General features: G+C 72.0%; 12 protein-coding genes. 7 read left to right on the top strand and 5 right to left on the bottom strand.

Annotation, left to right across the window (positions count from 1 at the left end; genetic code table 11):
- Positions 1-9 precede the first annotated feature (9 nt).
- Together LCG91_RS11955 and LCG91_RS11950 are read left to right on the top strand one after the other, a co-directional pair.
- Entirely contained in the window at positions 10-1,269 is a 1,260-nt protein-coding gene (locus tag LCG91_RS11955) for an FAD-binding protein (RefSeq protein ID WP_224441491.1), read from the top strand.
- 197 nt (positions 1,270-1,466) lie between these two features.
- Positions 1,467-2,450 (top strand): cation-transporting ATPase, encoded by a 984-nt coding sequence (locus tag LCG91_RS11950; protein WP_224441490.1) that lies wholly within the window; start codon positions 1,467-1,469, stop codon positions 2,448-2,450.
- Positions 2,451-2,468: 18 nt separating this feature from the next.
- On the opposite strand, the gene LCG91_RS11945 is transcribed toward LCG91_RS11950, so the two are convergent.
- On the bottom strand, positions 2,469-3,425 hold the full coding sequence (locus LCG91_RS11945; RefSeq protein ID WP_224441489.1) for an ArsR/SmtB family transcription factor: 957 nt from the start codon (positions 3,423-3,425) through the stop codon (positions 2,469-2,471).
- A gap of 56 nt (positions 3,426-3,481) precedes the next feature.
- Here LCG91_RS11945 and LCG91_RS11940 point away from each other — a divergent pair, with 56 nt between their 5' ends.
- The 5 genes from LCG91_RS11940 to LCG91_RS11920 all read left to right on the top strand — a co-directional run bounded on the left by LCG91_RS11940 (position 3,482) and on the right by LCG91_RS11920 (position 10,523).
- Positions 3,482-4,762 carry an MFS transporter gene (locus LCG91_RS11940; protein WP_058730070.1) on the top strand — a complete coding sequence of 427 codons (1,281 nt, stop codon included), beginning with the start codon at positions 3,482-3,484 and terminating at the stop codon, positions 4,760-4,762.
- Positions 4,763-5,168: 406 nt separating this feature from the next.
- Positions 5,169-6,836 (top strand): ABC transporter substrate-binding protein, encoded by a 1,668-nt coding sequence (locus tag LCG91_RS11935; protein WP_224441488.1) that lies wholly within the window; start codon positions 5,169-5,171, stop codon positions 6,834-6,836.
- The gene (locus LCG91_RS11930; RefSeq protein WP_224441487.1) at positions 6,833-8,593 is read left to right on the top strand and encodes a dipeptide ABC transporter ATP-binding protein; all 1,761 of its coding nucleotides are present in this window, start codon (positions 6,833-6,835) and stop codon (positions 8,591-8,593) included. The genes LCG91_RS11935 and LCG91_RS11930 overlap by 4 nt, the downstream gene beginning before the upstream one ends.
- Positions 8,590-9,528 (top strand): ABC transporter permease, encoded by a 939-nt coding sequence (locus LCG91_RS11925; RefSeq protein ID WP_263480163.1) that lies wholly within the window; start codon positions 8,590-8,592, stop codon positions 9,526-9,528. Before LCG91_RS11930 ends, LCG91_RS11925 begins: the two co-directional genes overlap by 4 nt.
- The gene (locus LCG91_RS11920) at positions 9,525-10,523 is read left to right on the top strand and encodes an ABC transporter permease (protein ID WP_058730068.1); all 999 of its coding nucleotides are present in this window, start codon (positions 9,525-9,527) and stop codon (positions 10,521-10,523) included. The genes LCG91_RS11925 and LCG91_RS11920 overlap by 4 nt, the downstream gene beginning before the upstream one ends.
- A 155-nt stretch (positions 10,524-10,678) precedes the next feature.
- Here the strand turns inward: LCG91_RS11920 and LCG91_RS11915 are convergent, their stop codons facing one another.
- The 4 genes from LCG91_RS11915 to LCG91_RS11900 all read right to left on the bottom strand — a co-directional run bounded on the left by LCG91_RS11915 (position 10,679) and on the right by LCG91_RS11900 (position 16,642).
- Positions 10,679-12,010, bottom strand: coding sequence for a GNAT family N-acetyltransferase (locus LCG91_RS11915; RefSeq protein ID WP_224441486.1), 1,332 nt, complete (start codon positions 12,008-12,010; stop codon positions 10,679-10,681).
- A gap of 209 nt (positions 12,011-12,219) precedes the next feature.
- Positions 12,220-13,725, bottom strand: a complete 1,506-nt coding sequence (locus LCG91_RS11910) for a cryptochrome/photolyase family protein (protein WP_224441485.1) — start codon at positions 13,723-13,725, stop codon at positions 12,220-12,222.
- Positions 13,726-14,036: 311 nt separating this feature from the next.
- Positions 14,037-14,873, bottom strand: coding sequence for a family 16 glycosylhydrolase (locus LCG91_RS11905; protein WP_224441484.1), 837 nt, complete (start codon positions 14,871-14,873; stop codon positions 14,037-14,039).
- Positions 14,873-16,642, bottom strand: coding sequence for a hypothetical protein (locus LCG91_RS11900; RefSeq protein WP_058730064.1), 1,770 nt, complete (start codon positions 16,640-16,642; stop codon positions 14,873-14,875). Before LCG91_RS11900 ends, LCG91_RS11905 begins: the two co-directional genes overlap by 1 nt.
- Positions 16,643-16,669: the final 27 nt, after the last annotated feature.

Genomic DNA, 16,669 nt, shown 5'->3' with positions numbered 1-16,669 from the left:
ACCGTGACAGTGGCCGCGACGACGCGCACGAACTGGGCGGGGAACGTCACCTACCGTGCATCCCGGCTGGAACGCCCCACCTCGGTGGCGGCGCTCCAGCAGCTCGTCGCGGCCACGCCGCGCCTGACGGCGCTCGGGTCGACGCACTCGTTCAACGAGATCGCCGACACCGACGCCGTCCAGGTCACGCTCGCCGATCTCCCGCCGCTGCTCGAGATCGACGCCGACCGGCGCGTCGCGCGGGTCGCCGCCGGCATGACGCACGCACAGGTGGCGGCCGGTCTGGAGGCTCGTGGCTGGGCCCTCGCGAACCTCGCCTCCCTGCCGCACATCTCGGTCGCCGGCGCGGTCGCCACCGGCACACACGGCTCCGGCGTCCGCAACCCGTCGCTCGCGCAGGCGGTCGTCGGGCTCGAGGTCGTCCGCGCTTCCGGAGACCTGGTGTCGGTCGATGCGTCGACGCCGGACGGCGCCCTCGACGCCCACCGGGTGGCGCTCGGCGCGCTCGGGATCGTCACCACGGTCGAGCTCGCGATCGAGCCGACCTTCCAGGTCGCCACGACCGTGCACCTCGACCTGCCGTGGGACGCCGTCACCGAGCAGTTCGACGCGGTGGTGTCGGACGCCTACTCGGTGTCGTTGTTCACGTCCTTCGACGACCGCGGCGCCCGACAGGTCTGGACGAAGCACCGCGTGGTCGAACCCGCGCCGTCGGTCGACCTGGTCGCACTCGGCGCCCGCCGTGCCGACGGACCGGTGCACCCGGGGGAGAACGACGCCGCGAGCGTCACCGAGCAGGGCGGTGTGCCCGGGCCGTGGTCCGAGCGGCTGCCCCACTTCCGGTCGACCTTCGAGCCGTCCACCGGGGCGGAGATCCAGGCCGAGTACCTGGTCCCGGCGTCGTCGGCCGTCCCCGCGCTGGAGGCGCTCCGGCCCCTCGAGCCGGTGTTCGCGCCGCTGCTCATCGCGGCCGAGGTCCGGACGATCGCCGCCGACACTGCGTGGCTCGCGCCCTCGTCCGGCCGGCAGTCGGTCGGGCTGCACTTCACCTTCCGACGGGACGCCGCTGCGGTCGCCGACGCGGTCGAGCGGATCGAGGAGGTCCTCGCACCCTTCGATCCCCGGCCGCACTGGGGGAAGGTCTCGGCCGCGAGCGTCGAGCGCCTGCACGAGGCCTACCCGCGCCTCGACGACTTCTCGGCGCTCGCCCGGGACGTCGACCCGACCGGGCGGTTCCGCAACGCGTTCCTTGCGCGCCTGCTGTCGTGACGCGCCTGGGCTGCGGGGCACCGAACCACGTTCCCGACACCGAACCAGGCGAGGCCGCTGGTTCCATGTCGGATTCCTGGTTCGATGCTCGGGTGCAGCCGTCGGCGTCGGCGCTCCCAGCGCACTCGGACCTGATCGGCGGGTGGCGCACTGCTCCGTCGCTGAGTGCTCACATGTGTGATCACAAAGCTTGGGGCATGGCGAACCTCAACCGGATCCTCGGTATGGCCTCGAAGGTCATCGACAAGCAGATGCAGAAGCAGCGCGCACAGGGGAACGGCGCCGCTGGCAACCAGCAGAACCCGCACGGCTCCGGGGGTGGGAGCGACTGGCGTGACATCGTCCGCAGCGCAGCGGACAAGCTGACGGGTGACGACCGCTCGCGCCAGCAGCCGCAGCAGCAGTACGGGCAGCAGCCGCAGCAGCCGTACGGGCAGCAGCCGCAGCAGCCGTACGGGCAGCAGCCGCAGCACGGCCAGCAGCCCCAGCACGGGCAGCAGCAGTTCGGTCGGGCGCAGCAGCACCACGGGCAGGCGGACCAGGACAAGGTCGCCCTGGCGAAGTACGACTACCTGCTCCGGACGGCGAGCCCGGACCAGATCGAGCAGGTGCACCACGACGCCTTCGCGCGGCTGACCCCGGCGCAGCGGCAGCAGGTGCGGGACCGCCTGAACTCCGAGCTCCCGCCGCACGAGCACCTGCGCGACGACTCGTCCGGCGGCATGGCGCGGGCGATGACCCGCGGTGAGATGTCCCGACCCGGACTGATCCGCCGTGTGCTCGGCGGATCAGGACGCTCCGCTGGCAGCGGTGGGCGTGGCGGCGCCTTCGCCGGTGGTGCTGCCGTCGGTGCCGGTGCGATGGCCCTCGGCGGACTCGCGGTGGCGGTCGCCGGTGGGGCCGTGGTCAGCGCAGCGGCGGCTCCGGTCCTGGCGGGCGCGGCCGACCTCGGTGTCGACTTCGAGGGCATCGCCGCAGGCATGGGCGACCTCGGCCTCGCCGACCTCGGCGGCGGCGTCGAGGGCTTCGCCGCCGAGGGCGAGCAGTACCTCGGCGGGCTGGGTGAGCAGGCGTCCGGGCTGGGCGAGCAGGCGTCCGGGTTGGGCGAGCAGGCGTCCGGCCTCGGCGAGCAGGCGTCGAACCTCGGCAACGACTTCCTCGGCGGTCTCTTCGACCGCTGACGTCCGGCGGCGACGCGCTCACTCCCGCCGGACGAGCGCGTCGCCGACCGTGCTGCGGTAGTACAGCACCGCTCGGCCGTACCGGGTCCGGTTGAGCAGGCCGCCGCGCTCCATCACGCGCAGGTGCTGGTTCACGGCAGAGGTCGAGACACCGAACCGCATCGCGAGGTCGGTCGACGACGCCGGCTCACCGAGCGCGTCGAGGAGCGCGGCGCGGGTGGCACCGAGCAGGTCCCGGACGGCACCGACGTCGGGGTGCGACGCGGTCGACCACATCGCGCCCTGACCGCGGGCCGGGTACATCACGGTCGGCGGCAGGTCGTCGTCGATCGGCGTCGACGCACGGACGACGAACACCGAGGGGACGAGCGTCAACCCCTCGCCCTGCACCGGGCGATCGCGTGCGATCGGGCTGTTCAGGCGGACGTCGACGTGCCGCCCGTCGAAGCGCACCGACTCGGACAGCCCGCCGAGCACCGCCCCGACGCCCTCGTGCGCGGCGATCCGGCCGCGGTGCGTCACGTCCGCCTGCAGCACACGACGCATGCGGGGCCAGTACGGAGCGAAGCAGAGGTCCCACGTCGTCGCGAGCGCCCGGACGAGGCGCTCGACGACGTCCTCGTGCCGACCGACGAACACGTCGGGAACGCCGCCGTGCACGCGCTCCAGGTCGCTCCGGAGCCGTGCGGGGGAGATGCTGGCGAGGCGCTGGAGCTCGTCGTCGAACGACCCGAGTGGTGACTCCGGTCGGGGGTTGACGAAGTCCGCGACCCATCGGCGCTCGTCGACCAGGCCGGCGAGCACGGGCCGGTCGAGGAGGGGCAGCACGCCGGCGATGCGCTCGAGCCACGGGCGTTGCAACGGGTACCGATCGGGCCCCCGGAAGGCGCGGAGTCCGAGGCCCAGCTCCGACAGCGGCGAGATGCCGAAGCGCACGGCCGAGACGTCCGACGGGTCGAGGCGGTACCGGATCATGAAGCCTGACGCTACATCCGTTCGGGGGACCACCGCGGCAGTGGAAGAACTGGAGCGTGAGCACCACGGAGCAACCGGTCCCGATCCGCACCCTCGTCCGACAGGACGCGACCCTCCGACGCCTGCTCACCGTCACGCTGGTGGACACCCTCGGTCGCGGTGCCTTCTTCACGCTCACCTCGCTGTACCTCATCACGATCGTCGGCATCCCGGCCGTCGCGGTCGGTCTCGGGCTCACCGTCGCCGGCGCGGTCGGCGTGGCATCGTCGCTCGTGTTCGGGCACCTCGCGGACCGGTTCAGCGCGCGCCGGATGCTCGTCTGGCTGCACCTCGTGCAGGGCCTCGCGCTCATCAGCTACGTGCTCGTCCACGACCTGCCGACGCTCATCGCGACGGCGTCCGTCGTGACGTTGGCGCAGCAGGGCGGCGGTTCCGTCCGGGGCGCCGCGGTCGGTCGGGCGTTCCCCGGCACCGAGCGCGTCCGGGTGCGCGCGACGATGCGCACGGTCACGAACGTCGGCATCGGCGTGGGCACGGCGCTCGCCGCGGTCCCGCTCGCGATCGGCACCGGCGAGGCCTACCGCGTGACGATGGTGCTGTCGGGCGCGCTGTTCCTGGCGTCCGCGGTCCTGGTCGCCGGCCTCCCGGCGGTGCGGGTGGACGCGGCTCCGGTCGACCGGACCGACACGGGCACGATCGTGCGTCGGGAGCCCGCGGGCCGCAGCCCCTACCGGGACGTGCGATTCCTCGCGGTCACCGCCCTGACCGGACTCTTCGGCATGCAGTTCGGCCTGTTCGAGGTGGGCGTACCGATCTGGGTCGTCCAGCACACCGTCGCGCCGGACGTGATCGTCTCGCCGCTGCTGCTCGTGAACACCGTGATCGTCGTGCTGCTGCAGGTCCGGCTGAGCCGCGGGACCGACACCGTCGCAGGAGCCGCCCGGGTGATGCGGCACGCGGGCTGGGTCATGGCGGTGGCGTGCGGGCTGTGGGCCGCTGCCGGGTGGGTCCGCGGCGACGACTGGGTGCCGGCGGCGATCGCCACGGCCGTGCTCGTGGCCGCGGCCGTCGCCCACTCGCTCGCGGAGATCACCTCGAGTGCCGCCGGGTGGGCGCTGAGCTTCGAGCTCGCACCGGCAGACCGGATGGGCGCCTACCAGGGGGTGTACGGCACCGGCTACGCGGTGGCGGCGATGATCGCGCCCACCGTGGTGACCCTGACGGCCGTCGACCTCGGGACGACCGGCTGGGGGATCCTCGCCGTCGTGTTCCTCGGGTCGGCGCTCGGCGTGGGCGTGATCGCCGGGCGGGCCGCGCGCACGACGATCGCGGCCTGACGGGGCCGCGCGCGTCCGGTCGTGCCGCCCGCGCGATGGTCGCGGCCTGACGGGGCCGCACCGCGTCCGGACGTGCCGCTCGCGTGACGGTCCCGGCCTGACGGAGCCGCGCCGTGCCTCCCGGCCGGTCCGACGTGGTCGCGGACCGATCGCGATCCGGACGACCCGCGCGGCGCGGGAATACGCTCGGGGCGCAGGCGTTGGGACGTTGCGTCATGCAATGTTGCGTTGCATGTCGTCCGGACCCCGCGGGCGTTCGGAACCGCGCACCGACCGGTGCCACCATGGACCGCCCGGCCACCCGAACCGGGACGGACACCCCGTCCACCACGACGATGCGGGCCGCACGACGATCGGGTACCCGGTCGTCCGCCCGACACCCCACCCCCACGAGGAGCAGCTCACCATGCACCGCCCCAAGCGCTTGACCATCACCGCGGCCGTCGCCGCCGCCGCAGCCCTCGTGCTGACCGGCTGCTCGGGTGGCGGTGCGTCGGACGACGCGTCCACCGGCACGAGCAAGGGCGGCACGCTCGACATCCTGACGGCCCAGACCGCGCTGCACTGGGACCCCGCGACGAGCCAGAGCCTCGGCATCACCTCGATGGGCCTCGTCGCCCGGCGCCTGACCACCTGGGACGTCCAGCCCGGCAAGACCGCGAAGGTCGTCCCGGACCTCGCGACCACCACGGGTGAGTCCAGCGACGGCGGCAAGACCTGGACCTACACGCTCAAGGACGGCCTGAAGTTCCAGGACGGTACGCCGATCACCACGAAGGACATCAAGTGGGGGATCGAGCGGTCCTTCGCGCCGAACCTGACCGGTGGCCTGAGCTACCACAAGTCCCTGCTGGTCGGCGGCTCGGACTACCAGGGCCCCTTCGAGGGGAAGACGCTCGACAGCATCGAGACCCCTGATGACAAGACCATCGTCTTCAAGCTCGACGCCCCGTACGGCGACTGGCCGTGGCTCGCCTCGATGCCGGCGTTCGCCCCGGTGCCCGAGGGGGAGGGCACGGACACCGGCGCCTACGACGCGAAGCCCGTGTCGAGCGGCCCGTACCAGATCGAGTCGAACACGCAGGGCTCGCAGGTGACGCTCGTCCGGAACAAGGAGTGGAGCGCGAAGACCGACAGCATCCGCACCGCCGGTCCGTCGAAGATCGTCTTCAAGGAGAGCCAGGACGCCTCCACCACGACGCAGAGCCTGATCGCCGACAACGGTGACGCGAAGAACTCCTTCGGCGCACAGTTCCTCGGTGCCGCCGAGCTCAACCAGGTGCGCGCCAACCCGGCCGCGCAGGACCGCCTCGCCACGAGCAAGGCCGGCCCCATCACGTACATGGCGATCAACACCCAGCGCGGGAAGCTCGCGGACCTGAAGGTCCGCCAGGCGCTGCAGTACGCGGTCGACCGCAAGTCCTTCCGCATCGCGGCGGGCGGTGCGCTCGCCGGCGAGTACGCGTCGACGCTCGTGACGCCGGGCATCGCCGGGCGCAAGGACTACGACCTGTACAAGACCGGCGCGACCGGCGACGTCGACAAGGCGAAGCAGCTCCTGCAGGAGGCCGGTGCGACGGACCTGCGGCTCACCCTCGTGACGCAGAACGACCCGACGTACCTGGCGCAGGCGCAGGCGCTGCAGGCCGGGCTCGAGCGCGCCGGCATCACCGTGACGCTCAAGCCGCTCGACTACGACTCCTTCACGCAGGCCACCACGAACGGCACCGACTTCGACCTGTCGCTGTCGAGCTGGCAGCCGGACTTCCCGAGCGCGAACGCCAACATCCAGCCGCTCTACGACTCGTCGCAGATCGGTGGGGGCGGCTACAACGTCTCGAAGTACAGCAACCCCGAGGTCGACGCGCTCATCGCGAAGGCGACCGGCACCGTCGACCAGTCCGAGGCGCAGCAACTGTGGGCGCAGGCGGACCGCCGCATTATGGAGGACGCCCCCGTCGTCCCGCTGATCTACGCGAAGCAGTCCTTCCTGGCCGGGTCGAACGTCGAGAACTTCCGCATCGCGGACTTCCCGGCATACCCGAACTACCTCAAGGTCTCGCTCGCGCAGTGAGTGCACCGCTGCTCGAGGTCGAGGGGCTCCGCGTCGCGTTCGGCGACGCGGAGCCCGTCGTCCGTGACGTCTCCTTCTCCCTGACGCCCGGCCGGGTGCTCGCCCTCGTCGGCGAGTCCGGTTCGGGCAAGTCCGTCAGCGCCATGAGCGTGCTCGGACTCCTGCCACCCGCCGCTCGGGTGTCGGGTAGCGCCCGGTTCCGCGGGACCGAGCTCGTCGGTGCTTCCGCGGACGAGCTGCGTGCCGTCCGCGGTGCGGGCATCGGGGTCGTGTTCCAGGAGCCGATGAACTCGTTCACCCCCGTGCTGTCGATCGGCACGCAGGTCGCCGAGGCGGTGCGGGCGCACCCGACCGACCTGGACCGTGCGGGGGTGTCGGCGCGCGTGGACGAGCTGCTCCGGGCAGCGGGTCTGCAGGACCCCGCGCGCATCCGGAAGGCGTACCCGCACGAGCTGTCCGGTGGCCAGCTGCAGCGGGCGATGATCGCGACGGCGCTCGCGGGCGATCCGGTCGCGCTGTTCGCGGACGAGCCGACCACCGCGCTGGACGTCACGGTGCAAGCCGGGATCCTCGACCTGCTGCGTCGGCTCGGTCGTGAGCGCGACCTCGCCGTCCTGCTCATCACCCACGACATGGGCGTGGTCGCAGACGTCGCGGACGAGGTGCTGGTCATGCGCCGCGGCGATCCCGTCGAGCACGGGACGGTCGCCGAGGTCTTCGCGCACCCGACCGCCGACTACACGCGGGAGCTCCTCGCCGCGGTCCCCGCCCTGGAGGCACGCCCCGCGTCCGTCAGGCCGGCTGCGGACGCACACTCGGCCGGGTGGGACGCATCGTCCTCGCGTGCTGAGCGACAGTTCACGCCGAACGAGGGCCGTGAACTGTCGCTGAGCGCGAAAGGTGCTGACGCACCCAGCGCACCCAGCGCCTCCCGGCCGGACGCCGTGGTCGCGCGCCTGCGCGACGTCGCGGTGCGCTACGCACGCCGCGGCGAGCCCACCGTTCGCGGGATCGACCTCGAGCTCGCCGCCGGACGCACGCTCGGCCTGGTGGGGGAGTCCGGCTCGGGCAAGTCCACCATCGGGCGGGCGCTCGCCGGGCTCGTCCCCGTCGTCGACGGATCGGTCGAGGTCGACGGCCACGACCTGCGCACCGCGCGCGGGAAGCGCCTCCGCGAGCTCCGCAGCCGTGTGGGCATCGTCTTCCAGGACCCGGCGTCGTCACTGAACCCGCGACAGACCATCGGGTGGAGCATCGCCGAACCACTGCTCGTGCACGGCGAGGGCACGTCGACGTCGCGTGCCGACCGCGCCCGCGAGCTCCTGACGGCGGTGCAGCTCGACCCGTCGTGGACGGAACGGTTCCCGCACCAGCTGTCCGGCGGGCAGCGGCAGCGCGTCGCCGTCGCGCGGGCACTGGCGCTGCGGCCCGCGCTGGTGATCGCCGACGAGCCGACCAGCGCCCTCGACGTGACGGTGCAGGCCGCCGTGCTCGACCTGCTCGCGGACCTGCAGGACGAGTTCGGCTTCGGCATGCTGCTCATCAGCCACGACCTGGCCGTGGTGCGCCAGCTCGCCGACGACGTCGTCGTGCTGCACGACGGCCGCATCGTCGAACGCGGCACGACGTCGGCCGTGCTCGACCACCCGCAGCAGGACTACACGCGCATGCTGCTCGCGGCGGCTCCGGTCGCGGACCCCGAGCGACAGGCCGCCCGCCGCGAAGCCTGGCGTGCCTGGGAAGGAGTGGTCTCGTGACCGCGAACGTCGTCGACCGGCCCGTCTCCGCGTCGGCCGGACGGACCACCGGCTTCCGCGCCGTCGTGCGCCGGGTCCGTCGGGACCGCTGGGCCGTGGCCGCTGCGGTCGTCATCGCGGTGTTCGTCGTCGTGGCGATCGCCGCACCGCTGATCGCCGCCGTCACCGGGCGGGACCCGTACCGCTACGACGTCGACGCGTTGAACGACTTCGGTGCGCCGCGTGGCGCTGCCGGCGGGGTGAGCGGCGAGCACTGGTTCGGCGTCGAGCCGCTGACCGGCCGCGACCTCTTCGCCATCGTGACGTACGGCGCGCGGACCTCGCTGGGGATCGGGCTCGCCGCGACCGCCGTGTCGATCGTCATCGGGGTCCTCGTGGGTGTCACCACGGGGTTCCTCGGCGGGTGGTACGACCGGGTGCTGTCGCGCGTCGTCGACGTGATCTTCGGGTTCCCGTCCCTGGTCTTCATGATCGCGCTCACCGCGGTCGTGCCGACGTCGTTCCCGAAGCCGCTGCTCGTCGTGCTCGTCATCGGGTTCTTCGGCTGGCCCTCGGTCGCCCGCGTCGTGCGGGGGCAGACGCTCTCGCTCGTCAGCAGGAACTACGTCGTCGCCTCGACGGCGATGGGCGCCGGGCGCTGGCACGTCATCCGCAAGCAGCTCCTGCCGAACCTCGCCGCGACGATCACCGTCTACGCGACCATCTCGATCCCGTCGATGATCGGCGCCGAGGCCGCGCTCTCCTTCCTGGCCGTCGGGGTGAACCCGCCGACACCGTCGTGGGGCCGCAGCATCGGCGACGCCATCGGCTGGGTGCAGACCGACCCGATGTACCTCGTCTTCCCCGGAGCCGCACTGTTCCTCATCACCCTGGCCTTCAACGTGCTCGGTGACGCCCTGCGCGACGCCCTCGACCCGCGAGGAGCCGACCGGTGAACACCTTCCGCTTCCTGGCGATCCGGATCCTCGGCGCCGTCGTCGTGCTGTTCGTCGTCGCGGCGATCACCTACGCACTGTTCATGCTGCTGCCGACGAACCCGGCGCGGGCGATCTGCGACAAGCCGTGCACGCCGGAACGGCTCGCGGACGTCCGGGCGTTCCTCGGCACGGACAAGCCGTGGTTCGCGCAGTTCGGGGCGTACCTCGCCGGCATCTTCGCCGGTCGCACGTTCGGCTCCGGTGCGTCGACGATCACGTGCGCCGCGCCCTGCTTCGGCTACTCGTTCCAGCTGCACGACAGCGTCACGAACCTCATCGCGTCGCGCCTGCCCGTGACCGCGTCGATCGCCGTCGGTGCCGCCGTGCTGTGGCTCGTCGCCGGTGTCGCGGGCGGCACCGTGTCGGCGCTGAAGCGGGGGACACTCGCCGACCGGGCGGTCATGACCGTCGCCGTCGCCGGGGTGTCCTCACCCGCGTACCTGATCGGGCTGCTCGCGATCCTGCTCTTCGGCTTCACCCTCGGGTGGCTGCCCACGAGCGGGTACGTGCCGTTCGTCGAGGACCCGGTCGGCTGGGTGACGCACCTGGTGCTGCCGTGGTGCGTGCTCGCGTTCATCAGCGCGGCGATCTACGCCCGACTCACCCGTGGCGAGATGCTCGAGTCGATGTCGCAGGACTTCGTCCGGACCGCTCGGGCCAAGGGGCTCCGGGAACGCCAGGTCGTCGTGCGGCACGGGCTCCGGACGGCGATCCTGCCCGTGGTGACGCTGTTCGGGCTCGACCTCGGGTCGCTGCTCGGCGGGGCGGTCATCACCGAGAAGGTGTTCTCGATGCAGGGCCTCGGGGCGCTGCTCATCGATGCGGTGCACACCCTCGACCTGCAGGTGGTCGTCGGCTTCACGGTGTTCTCGGCGCTCCTCATCGTCACCGCGAACGTGATCGTGGACGTGGTGTACGCGTTCGTCGACCCGCGCGTGCGCCGCCGGGCGTAGAGCACGGCACGGTCACCGGCCGCTCGGCGCCGGGCTCGGCGGTGCAAGTTGCTCCCGCACAACCGGAAGCACGCTGCGCCACGGAACTGCGTGGCGCAGCGTGCTTCTGGTTGTGCGAAGGGCAGCGGTCGCGGGCGACGCCCCGGTGGTGTCTCCTAGAAGTACGTGATCCCGTGCGGCGTCCGCGCCGGCGTGAGCATCGCCCGGAGCAGCGCCGGCGCCGCCGGGTCCGCCGCACGCACGAGTCCGGCCGCCGCCAGCGTCACCGGGGACACCGAGCCGATGAGCACCGCGCCGAGGTCCGCCACGTCGAGCCGCAGGTCGACCTCGCCGTCGTCACCGTCGGTCAGACGCGTGACCGTGGCCTGCCCGTCGACGACGTCGAGCCGGTAGGTCCCCGCCGCGAACCCCATCGTGTCGGACACCTCGAGCGTCAGCGAGCCGTCGACCGCGTACCGCCGGCTGCCGAGCACCGCCGCCACGTCGAGCACCCGCAACCAGACGTGGTCCTCCTCGTGCTCGACGTCGTACGCACGGTTGTCGCCGAGCGCCGCGACGATCGGGTCGTCGAGCCGCGAGCGGTTGTACCGCACGACGTCGTTCAGGTCGATCGAGAGCAGGAACTCCCACAGCGACAGGTAGGCCTCGTCGGTCGCGTAGACGAGGTCGACGACCTCGAGCACGGTGTCCGCACCGCGGCCCTCCTTGACGCGCCAGGTGACGTACCCGTCGATCTCGGACGGGTCGACGCCGGCGCCCTCCGGACGGTGCACCGCGGCACGGACGTCCTTCGCGGGGGAACCGTCGCCGTTCCGCTGCCCGAAGACGATCGGCCACGTGCCGGTGTTCCGGACCATGGAGCCCGGCGTGCGGGCGTCGAAGCGGTCGAACACGGCGCGGCCGGTGCCCTCGGCGAGCCACTCCGGCGTCACGATCGACACGGTGCCGGTGGTCGGCGTGAGCAGCGGCAGGGCACGTTCGCGTCGCACCGTCACCGCGCGCTCGCGGATCGCGCACCCGAAGCCGAAGCGCCGGTAGATCGTGCCCTCGGAGGCGGTGAGCGACGCGACGGCGTACCCCTCGGCGACGCCGCGCTCGAGTGCGTGGGTCATCATCCGGCGGAGGATCCCGCGACGACGTTCGGTCGGGCGCACCGTCACGGCGGAGATCGCCTGGGTGTCGACCGAGGCGCCCTCGCCCCACGTCAGGCGCTTGCGGAACCACGTGAAGGTGCCGGCAGGCCACGTCTCGTCGACCGAGCCGGGGAGGGGGTCGCGCAGGTAGACCCCGAGGAACGTCTCCTGGTCGGCGGTGAAGTGCGACACCATCCGCGCCGCGCCCTCGGCATCGGGGTGCGTCTCGTGGAACCCCAGCTCCACGGCGTGCATCCACGCCTCCGTCTCCGCTGACGGCGCCCCGTGCGCATCGGTCGTCGGCGCGAACTCGCGCAGGTCGTAACGGTCGTCGAACGCATCGTTGCTGGCCACGAGCCCGACCCTACCGGTGCGCCCCGGGCCGACGCCTCCCTCGGTGGGCGGAGCGGGGACCGTCGGCTGGCCGGGGGCGCGCCCACGGTCCCCGCTCCACCGACCCGACCCGACGCGAGGAGGCGACCAGGTGACGGACGGGAGGCGCACGGCCGTGTCGGCCCCGCGCCTCCCGTCCGTCCTGTGGTCACGTGTCTGCCCGTGGCCGGTCAGGGCGTGCCGCGTCGCGCCTCCTGCGCCACCACCTCGTCGAGGTCCGCCAGCTTCCGCATCTGTTGAAGCGGCCGCGCCATCCGGTTGTTGTCCCGCAGGGCGGGCTCGGTGCGTGACAGGAACGCCCAGTAGCCGGCGGTGAAGGGGCAGGCGTCCTCGCCGAGTCGCTTCGTCGGGTCGTACCGGCACCCGCCGCAGTGGTCGGACATCCGGTCGATGTACCGGCCGCCGGACGCGTACGGCTTCGTCGCGACCATGCCGCCGTCGGCGTGCTGCGACATCCCGATGATGTTCGCCGGCATCACCCAGTCGGTGCCGTCGACGAAGACGTCGGTGAACCACTCGGTCAGGTGCACGGGGTCGTAGCCGCGCTGCAGCGCCCAGTTGCCGAGCACCATGAGCCGCTGGATGTGGTGCAGCCAGCCGTGGTCGTGGAGGCCCTCCATCGCGGTCGACAGGCAGACCGCGTCGATCTCCGACGCGTCGAGCTCGCGCCACCAGCGGGGGAGCCGCTCGTGCGCGTCGAGGGCGTTCTCCTCGGCGCCGTAGTCGTCGCCGAACCACCAGTAGAGGTGCCAGACGTAGTCCCGCCAGCCGGCGACCTGGCGGACGAAGCCCTCGACGCTCGCCAGCGGGGCGTCGTGGTCGCGGTGTGCGGTGAGCGCTGCCTCGACGACCTCGAAGGGGTCGAGCACGCCGAGGTTCATCGGCACGCTGAGCAGCGAGTGCGCCATCGTCCAGTCGTTCGTCAGCGTGGCGTCCTCGAACGGGCCGAAGTCACCCAGGCGGACCTGAACGAAGTCGTCGAGGGCCTGCCGGGCCTCGTCCGCGGTGACGGCGAAGCGGCGGGTGTCGTCCCGGCCGACGAACCGGACCTCGCCGTCGCGCTCCCAGCGGTCGAGGTCGTGCCGGACCTCGTCGTCGATGTCGTCCTCGGTCGGCCACCACGGTTCCGGCAGCCCGAGCGTCGTCGCGCCCCTCGGTGGGGGTTCGCGGTTCTGGTCGTCGAGGCTGAACTTCCCGCCGATCGGCTTGTCCGACTGCATCAGCCAGCCCTCGCGGCGGCGGACCCGCTCGTAGTGGGTCTCCATCCGGAAACGACCGGTGCGCTCGGCGGCCCACTCGGCGAACTCGGCCTCGTCCGTGATGAACCCGCGGCTCGGCAGGACCTCGGTGCCGCGTCCCCAGTGCCGGACCTGCGCGCGGAGGGTGCGGGAGGGCGGATCGACGACGTCGAGGTCGTCGCGTCCGACCAGGGCGTCCTTCAGGGTGTCGACCTGCACGTGCTCGGCCCGGTCGCCGAGCTCGCGCACCCGGTGTCGCAGGGCGCTCAGCCAGAGGTGCGCCTTCGCCCGGTGCATCGGCCGGGCGGTGAAGAACTCGCGCGCCTCGACCACGAGCGCGGGGCCGCCGTCGTCGAACAGGGGACCGTACTGCCCGGGGAGGACGAGCCGGGTGCGTTCGGTGCTGCCGGCTCCGGTGCTGCCGCGCTCGGGTGTCATGCCCGGACGCTACCGAGGACCGGTGACGGCCGCCTGACGGCGTGTGTGCCCCGGTCCTGGTCTGGTCGGGCCTGGCGTGCCGGCTGGCCCGGCGGGCTCGTCGTGCCTGGTGTTCTCGTCGCACGACCTGCCGCTCAGCTTCGAAGCCAGCGGCACGTCGTGCGACCAGAACGTGCACGGACGGCACGTCCTGCGACCGGAGTCGCCACCGACGCCGGGACCACCGACGCCGGGACCACCGACACCCGGGGCCACCGACGCCCGAGGGCCGCCGACGACCGGAGTCGCCGACGGCCCTGCTCGGTCCCGCGCTAGGAGTTGTCGATCACGCGGACGTAGTCGACCTTCATCTGCTGCGGGAACGTCGTCGACGCGTCCGGGTACCCGGGCCAGTTGCCACCGACCGCGAGGTTCAGCACGATGAAGAACGGCTTGTCGAACACCCACGGGTTCCCGGTCGTGTCCGCCGGGGTGACGGTCCGGTAGGCCACGCCGTCGACCGACCAGGTGATCGAACCGGGCTTCCAGTCCACCGCGAAGGTGTGGAACGTGTCCGCGAACGACCAGCCCTGGGGGTGCTGGTACGGCGTGGAGATGCCCTGCCCGCCGGAGTAGCCGGGGCCGTGCACCGTCCCGTGCACGGTGGCGGGCTCCTTGCCGACGTTCTCCATCACGTCGATCTCTCCGGATCCCGGCCAGCCGCTCTGCGGCAGGTCTGCGCCGAGCATCCAGAACGCCGGCCAGATGCCCTGACCACGGGGGATCTGGATGCGCGCCTCGACCCGGCCGTACTGCGGTGTGTACTTCCCCTGGGTCGTCAGGCGCGCACTCGTGTACGAGCCGTCCGCCTCCCGCTTCGCCGTGATGACGAGGTTGCCCTGCCCGTCGAGCGCGGAGTTGCTCCGGGAGTCCGTGTACGTCTCGAGTTCGTTGTTGCCCCAGCCGCCACCACCGGTCTCGTTCGTCCACACCGAGCGGTCCGGAGCGCTCCCCACGGCGCCGTCGAAGTCCTGCGACCAGACGACGTCGCCCGTGGCCGCCTGCGCGGTCGTCGCCGTCCCGAGCGTCGGGGCGACGCCGAGGGCGGTCGCGGCCGCACCGGCGAGCGTGATCGCGACGAGTCGCCGCGTCGACCGTGCGGCGCGCATCAGTTGTACGACCCGAGGCGGTTCGGCGCGGTGTTGCCCGCCGGGGTCGGAACCGCTCCGCCGACGCCGTTGATCACGCTCGAGATCGTGCCCGTGTCCCCGAGCGACACCGTCACGAGCCCGTGCGCCCGGATGCCCGATCCCGTCGGGGTCTCGAACGCCCGGTCGGCGTGCACCGACGGGTTCGTGTTGAAGAAGCAGTACACGCCACCGCCCCAGATCTCGTGGTTCGTCACACCCGACGCGACCTTGTAGGCCGCGTACCCGGCTCCGGTCGGGCTCTGCCACGAGGCGTTGTCCGGCACGTCGTACGGCATCTCGTTCTGGAAGAAGATCGTCCGACCGCGGTTGCCGTTCCAGAGCACCTCGTACTTCTGGTAGTGCTCGACGAACAACCCGGTGGCGAGGACGTCGTCGCCGTTCACCTCGACGCCGGTGGCGCCGGTGTTGACGTTCCATCCCGTCGCAGCGCCACCGTGGTCGGCCCGCCACGCCCAGATGTGGTCGACGAGGGTGTCGTCGGCGTTCACCTGCAGTGTCGTCGACGCCTTGCCCTGGATGCTCGACCCGACGCGGAAGAACACGTCCTGGATGCTCTGCGGGTCCGAGGCGTGGTCGACGTGCGAGCCGCTGGTGCCGAGTCGGACGAGCTGCGCGCTGTTCTGCGTCCCGGCGTCCACGACGAGGTTCGACACGTTGACACCGGAGACGTCGGAGGTGGTGAGCACCGCGTTGCCGGCGGTCGGCACGAGCGTCGGGAAGCCGATGCCCGTGACGACGGTGTCCGGGCGCGTGACGTTCAGCGCGGCGTTCAGCTGGTACGTGCCCGGGGTGAAGAACAGGTTCAGCCCCTGCGACAGCGCGCTGTTGATCGTCGCCGCGCTGTCACCGGGGTGCGCGACGTAGAAGTTGCGCATCGGGATGTCCGTCCCCGGCGTGTTCGGCCACGTCACCCCGGCCGAGTTCGTCCGCAGCGACGGCACGAACACGTGGTACTTGTTCGACGAGTCGACGTACAGGTACGGCTTCTCCCGCGTCACCGGGGTGGTCGACAGGGTGGTCCAGCTCTTCGAGAAGTCGTTCGCCGGTGCGCCCTGCACCCCCGAGAACACCATGTTCCAGTTGCCGCCCTGCCAGCTGCCGAGCGAGGAGTTCCGTGTGTACCACTGCTGCTGCGAGCCGCTCGTGACGGTGCCGTCGACCTTCGAGTCGGCGATGTAGCCGCCGGACGAGTACCCCTGGCCGCCGTCCTGGTTCGACGGTCCCATCGTGAGGTTGCCCTTGATGTGGACGCGTCGCATCGGCGCAGCCTGGGACACCGCCCACCGGTCCGTGCCGCTCTCGGGCACGACGGACAGGTTCTCCGCCGACCGCCAGAAGTTCTGCGTCGCGTTCTTCTCGTCGCCGGCGTTCCAGCCGGAGTCGACGTTGAGCGCACCGTTGATCGTCACGTCGTCGGGGTTCTTCCCGAGGCCCGCCACCGACGTGTAGAAGCCGAGGTTCGCCCAGACCCGGCCGTAGCTCCCCGGCTTGAACAGGAAGGCGTACCGCTGGGAGCCGAACTGCGCGCTGGTGCTGCGGAGCTGCGAGTCGAACGCCGCGTCGACGTCGGACTGGATCGTCGAGGCGGGGGTGGACTGGTCGTAGACCTTGACGTTGCTCCCGAAGTCCGGGGTGTCGCTGGTCGGGACGGCTGCCTGGGCCTGCACGGCCGGCGCCAGGGCGCCGACCAGGCCGACCGCCGTGATCGTCGCGAGGAGCGTGCTCATCCGTCGTTGCATGATGCTCGATTCGTC

Source organism: Curtobacterium sp. TXMA1 (assembly GCF_020162095.1).
Taxonomy (GTDB): domain Bacteria; phylum Actinomycetota; class Actinomycetes; order Actinomycetales; family Microbacteriaceae; genus Curtobacterium.
The sequence above is the reverse complement of the archived record's forward strand: the minus strand, read 5'-3'. Positions and strand labels throughout refer to the sequence as shown.